Source organism: Nonomuraea maheshkhaliensis, from assembly GCF_039529435.1.
GTDB classification, from domain to species: Bacteria; Actinomycetota; Actinomycetes; order Streptosporangiales; family Streptosporangiaceae; genus Nonomuraea; species Nonomuraea maheshkhaliensis.
Genome location: NZ_BAAAMU010000245.1, coordinates 1 through 5,734, shown reverse-complemented (window position 1 = coordinate 5,734; position 5,734 = coordinate 1). Strand labels below are relative to the sequence as shown.

The 5,734-nt window shown below is 73.5% G+C and carries 3 protein-coding genes; 1 reads left to right on the top strand and 2 read right to left on the bottom strand.

The window, feature by feature from the left end; translation table 11 throughout:
• Positions 1-1,547 (top strand): FtsK/SpoIIIE domain-containing protein (locus ABFX54_RS55635; RefSeq protein ID WP_346115438.1); only part of this gene is annotated, 1,547 nt, incomplete at its 5' end.
• Positions 1,548-1,559: 12 nt separating this feature from the next.
• Here ABFX54_RS55635 and ABFX54_RS55630 read toward each other — a convergent pair.
• Both ABFX54_RS55630 and ABFX54_RS55625 read right to left on the bottom strand, forming a co-directional pair.
• Complete coding sequence (locus ABFX54_RS55630) at positions 1,560-1,820, bottom strand: hypothetical protein (RefSeq protein WP_346115437.1); 261 nt, start codon at positions 1,818-1,820, stop codon at positions 1,560-1,562.
• The coding region (locus ABFX54_RS55625) for an RHS repeat-associated core domain-containing protein (RefSeq protein ID WP_346115436.1) at positions 1,810-5,734 on the bottom strand (3,925 nt) is incomplete at its 5' end. The genes ABFX54_RS55625 and ABFX54_RS55630, both read right to left, overlap by 11 nt.

Below are 5,734 nucleotides of genomic sequence, written 5' to 3'. Positions count from 1 at the left end.
AGGACCTGGCCATCGACGCGGTGCGCGCCGCCGCCCGCGAACTGCCCATGGAGCCACCGTTCCGCCCGCTGCTGCCGCCGCTGCCCGCCTCACTGCCGCTCAGTGAGGTCGAGGGGGCGGGCGGGGTGCCGTACGGGCTGGCGGACGACCCCGCGAACCAGGCGCAGCCCGCGATGGCGCTCGACCTGCGCGGGAACGAGCGGCTCATGGTGGCGGGCGGGCCGCAGTCGGGGCGCACCACGTTCTGCCGGACGCTGATCTCCAGCCTGGCCGCCCGCACCTCGCCCGCGCAGGTCTGGCTGTACGTGGTCGAGCACCGGCCCGGCGGGCTGGCCACGTACGCGGACCTGCCGCACTGCGGGGCCGTCGCGGGGGCGGGCGAGCCCGACCGGATCAGGCGCATGGTGACGTGGCTGGCGGGCGAGGTGGAGCGGCGGCGGCTGGCACAGGCGTCGCCAGGTGAGCCGGCCACGCCGGTCATCGTGTTCGTGATCGACGGGTGGGAGTGCTTCGAGGACCGCGCCGACCCCGACTTCTTCGAGACGCCGCTGCTGGCCACGCTGCGCTCGATCGTGGCCGGCGGGCCGCCGGTGGGGGTGCACACGGTGGCCGCGGGCGGGCACGACATGTTGCGGGGCAAGACGCCCGACCTGTTCTCGCGGCGGCTGTTCCTGCCGTTCGCGCGGGAGGAGACGCGGCGGTCGTACCTGTCGTCGGGGATGGTGTCGCCGCCCGTCCTGCCGGGGCGGGCGATCGAGGCGGCCTCGGGGCTGCACGTCCAGGTGTGCCTGCCGCCCGAGCACATCCCGTCGCCACCCGGCCGGCCCCGGCACGGCCGCGAGTCCGCGCCTTCGGTCAAGACGTTCCCGCCGCTGCCGGCGCGCGTCCCGCTGGACGGGCTGCCCGGCACGGCCGTCGGGATCGGCGGCCCCGACGTCGCGCCCGTCGAGCTCGACCTGTTCGACCTCGGCCCGCATCTGGTGCTGGTGTCCGGGCCACCGGGGTCGGGCCGCAGCAACGCGGCGCTGGTCCTGGCGACGAGGCTGCTGCGGGCCGGGGTGCACGTCCTGGCCGTCGCGCCGCCCAGGTCGCCGCTGGCCCACGCCCTCCCCGGCGCCAGAACTCTGGCCGGCACCTCGTTCACCGACGCGGACCTGCGCGAGGCCGCCGAGTCGTTCGCCGGCGAGCGGTACGCGGTCGTCGTGGACGACTTCGACCAGCTCACCGTCACGCCGCGCGAGCAGGGCTTCGACACCCTGCCCACCCTCCTCCAGGACATCCTCGCCCCGGCCGAGCTGGGCCGGCGCGCGCTCGTCCTGGCCGGTGACGCGACCCCGCTCCTGGAGGGGCACCGGCGCTCGCTGTCCGGGGAGGTCACGGAGATGCTCAGATCGGGCACCCGCTGCCTGCTGACCCCGACGAACCGGGTGAACGCGCGGGAACACGGCGTGAGCCTGGAACCCGACCAGTTCTTCGCGGGGCCTGTGGGGCGGGGGTACCTGGGGACGTCCAGGAAGGTGGAGCTGGTTCAGCTGGCGGTGCTGTGAGCCGCGGTCGCCTCAGAGCCGCTGGGCGTGGACGAGCTGGTCCTCCACGCGCCAGCCGACGGGCCGCTCCGACTCCTGGAACCACGGGTAGCCCTTGGCCGCCCACGCCTGTCTGGCCCGCAGCACACCCGCCAGTGTCGCGTCCTGATAGCCGAACTCCGTGCCGCAGCAGGCGCAGATCTCCCACGTGGGCGACCTGCCGTCGTCGCCCCATGGCGGGCTGGATTGCAGAAGGCCGCAGACCCGGCAGTAGGGGTCGCCGTCATTGGGCATTGAAGTAGTCCAGGTTCGTCGGATAGCCGTGTACCTGTGGGTCGGGGATGAAGTACGTCCGTGGAGCACCCTGCGCGTTCAGCACCCCGAACTGATCGGTCTGCGGATTGTAACGAACGACGTCGCCGTTCGGCCGCTGCCTCGTGAGGGTCCCAGGACTGCTGCCGGTCAGGAAGCCCGTCGCCTCCTCCACGTATTCCTTCGCGTTGTTCAGGTGCGGGAACTCGGCCCCGTGGCTGCGCCAGTGACCGTAGGCGTTCTCGACCGAGGTCCTGCTGCTGGTCGAGCTCCAGATCCCGTACGGGCTCAAGCCCAGGGGGTCGATCCAGGTGTGGGGGTTGGGGACGTAGGCGTGGGGGTCCCAGCCGCCCCTCAGCCCGATCGGGTCCGAGGTGGCGTAACGGGCCGAGTCCGGGTCGTAGTGGCGCAGGTAGTTGTAGTACAGGCCCGACTCCGCGTCCTCGTACTGGCCGGGGAAGCGCAAGGGGCAGTCGGGGCCGGTGGTGAGCGCGCCCGGGGAGGCGCCCCAGAGGGTGCGGCGGGTGCGCCAGGCCACCTCGCCCCCTGCGTCCACCAGCTCGGACGGCGTCCCGGCTAGATCGGTGGCGATGGCGTAGAAGCGTTCGTCCACCTGGTCCTGGGAACGTTCGGTCTGGGTCAGGGGGCGGAAGGTGCCGGGGGCCCAGTCCCAGGCCGTCACCCGGTCGTCGGCGGACTGCTCGGCCAGGGTGAGGCCGTCCCAGACGAAGTCCGTGCGCTGGGAGCCGTCGGTGCGTTCCTTGGCGATGCGGCGGCCGAGCGGGTCGTAGAGGTAGCGCCAGCGGGCCCCGTCAGGGGTGGTGACGTGGGTCAGCCGGTCGTCGGCGTCCCAGGTGTAGTGCCAGGTGCGGGGTTTGGCGGACAGGCCCTTGCGCCGGCGCACGATTGTGCGGCCCTGGCGGTCGTACTCGTAATGGGTGCGGCCCGCCTGGCGGATCATGGTGCCGGTGTAGGCGCGCGGCCCCTGGCCGTCCCCCTGCGCGGGCCAGGCGGCGTCGGTGATCCGGCCCGCGGAGTCGTAGGCGTAGCTCTCCGACCAGCCGGCGCCGTGGACGGCGGTGACGCGGCCCACCGGGTCGAGGTCGAAGCGGCGGCGGCCGGACAGCAGGTCGTCGATCTCCGTCAGCTGCCCGTCCCTGCGATAGCCGTACGTGCGGCGCTGGACCACGCGCCGGCCCGGCCCTCGGGTGAGGGTCTGGGACTGCAGGTGGGAGTCGTCGTCCCACTCGTGCGTCAGGGAGACGCCGGCGCCGAAGGTGCGCGACAGCTCGCGTCCGGCCGGGTCGTGGTCGAAGTGGAGGGTCTGGCCGCTCGTCTCCAGGCTCTGGGGGAGGCCGCGGGCGTCGTAGGTCCAGATCGTCTCGGTGCCGGACGGCGTGCGGCGCAGCACCCTGCGGCCGAGGGCGTCGTAGGCGGAGGTCAGGGTGCGGCCGTTGCAGGTCTCGGCGATGACGCGGCCGTGGGCGTCGCGGGTGAGGGTCAGGTCGGCGTCGGGGTTCGCGGCGTGGGTGAGGCGGCCGAGCGCGTCGTAGTCGTACGTGGTGAGCCGGTCGCCCGCGCGCCGGCCGATGAGCCGGTCGAGGACGTCGTAGACGTAGCTGGTCGACTGGCCCTCGCCGTTGATCCGTTCGGTGAGGTTGCCGGCCGGGTTACGCACGTAGGTGAGGACGCGACCGTCGAAGTCGCGCTCCTCGACCAGGTTGCCCACGGGGTCGTAGGTGTAGGTCCAGGTCAGCCCGTGCGGGCCGGTGACCTGGGTGAGGCGCAGCTCGGTGTCCCAGGTGAACTCGATCCGCGCCCCGTCGGGGGTGGTGCGGGCGGTGGGCACGTCGAAGGGGCCGATCTCGAAGCGGGTGATCTCGCCCATGGCGTCCACGTGCTCGACGAGGTTGTTCTCCGCGTCGTACGACCACCGTTCGACGGCGCCGCCCGGGGTGGTGCGGGTGGCCGGTTTGCCCTCGACCGTCCAGGTGTGGCGGGTGGTGTGGCCGAGCGGGCCGGTGACGGCGCTGACGCGGCCGAACGGGTCGCGTACACAGGTCGTGGTGGCGCCCGCCGGGTCGCTGATCGCCACGGGCAGCCCGGCGGGGTCGTTGTCGACGATGTGGGTGTGGCCGAGCGCGTCGGTGATCGCCGTCAGGTGGCCGTGCTCGTCGTAGGCGTAGGTGGCGGACGGGTCGGCGACGAGGTTGCCGCGCTCGTCGTGGCGCAGGGTGGTCGTGCTGCCGTCGTAGTCGATGATGGTCGCCGGCAGGTGCAGGGCGTCGCGTTCGCAGGTGCGCCGGGCGCCGTCGGGCCTGGTGACCGAGATCAGCGCGCCCGCGTCGTCGTAGGAGTAGCGGGTGGCACGGCCCAGCGGATCGGTACGCGCGAGCAGCCGGTCCCGTTCGTCCCAGAGGTAGCGGGTGGTGTGGCCGAGCGGGTCGGTCTCGCTGGTGACCTGCAGCAGCTCGTTGTACCGGTAGACGGTGAGCCGGCCGAGGGAGTCGCAGGCCCTGGTGACGCCGTCGCCGTACGACAGCTCGGTGTTGAAGACGCCCGCCGAGCCGGTGCCGTAGACGCAGCGGCCCTCCAGGTCGTAGGTGTAGGCGTACCAGGCGCCGATGCGGTCGCGCCAGCGGGTCAGCCGGCCGTCGTCGTCGTAGGTGAAGCGCAGCGGCAGGCCGGAGGAGTTGGTCACCTCGGTCAGGTCACCGGCCTCGTCGTACGCGTACGACAGCAGCGTCTGCCCCGCCCCGCGCAGGCGGATCTCGACGATGCGGCCCTGATGCGTCTCGATGTCGAGGTGGTAGCCGCCGGAGTGGACGACCTCGGCGGGCAGGCCGTCGGTGTAGCGGACGTCGATCCTGGCGCCGTTGCGGTCGGTGATCGCCGCGATCGGCAGCACGCCGGGCTCCGTGGTCTCGGCGAAGTGGGTGGTGCGGCCGGTGAGCGGGTCGGTGACGGCGTACCCGGTGTCGGTCTCGCGCAGGACCAGGACGGGCCCGCCGTCGGGGCGGGACTCGCCGTCGAGCTCCGGATGGGGGAAGGTGAGCAGCGCGCCGGTCTCGGTGGCCAGATAGAGGCCGTCCGCGTCCACCTCCAGGCGCTGGTCCAGGGTGGAGGCCCAGGACCGGCCGAACCAGCGGCCGGTGCGGCAGCCGGACAGATGGGTGCGTTCGAGGCGGAGCGGAAGCGTGCCGGGCAGCTCGACGTCGGTCTGCGGGAGCAGCACGACCCCGGTCGGGAAGTGCACGGGGTCCTGGCTGAAGAACTGGCGGCCGCGCTGCCACGAGGTGGTCGCGGCCGTCGTGGCGCGGGCGCCGCCCGCGTCCAGCGCCGATCGCAGCGACGCGCCGGACTGGCCGGCCCGTGCGCCCTGTGCCGCGCCGGGGACGCCTCGTCGCAGCGCGCCGGTGCCGATCACGACGCCGCCTCCGAGGCGTACGGTGCCCGCCGCGCCGCTGGGGCCGGTCACCGCCTTGGCGCCCTTGGCCACCAGCGCCAGGCCCCTGCCCACCGGCAGGACGCCTAACGCGGCCATGCCCACCTGACCCAGTGAGCCCCTACCCCGCCGGTACTTGTTGAGCGCGTCCCCCAGCACCACCGCGCTAGCGGCCAGCGCCACCCCGGCCAGGATCGCCCCGGCCAATCCACCGGTGCCGATGACCAGCACCACCAGCCCGGCCACCATCGCCACCGTGCCCGCGAACGCCACGAAGTCGTCCCAGGACCTGAAGGGCGCGGAGATCGTGTCCCAGGCCTGCTGCAGCCAGGACCTGTCCTTGATGCCGCTGCCTTCGAGCGCCTGCTCGATCTCCCGCGTCGCCCGGTTCTCGGCGTCCCCGCGCAGGCGGGCGGCCTCGTCGGCGATGCGGCGGGCGCGCGAGCGGTCG

What these genes read in the sequence shown, in the direction of transcription:
- ABFX54_RS55630 (WP_346115437.1), bottom strand. Translation starts at nt 1,820, where the DNA reads ATGCCCAATGACGGCGACCCCTACTGCCGGGTCTGCGGCCTTCTGCAA.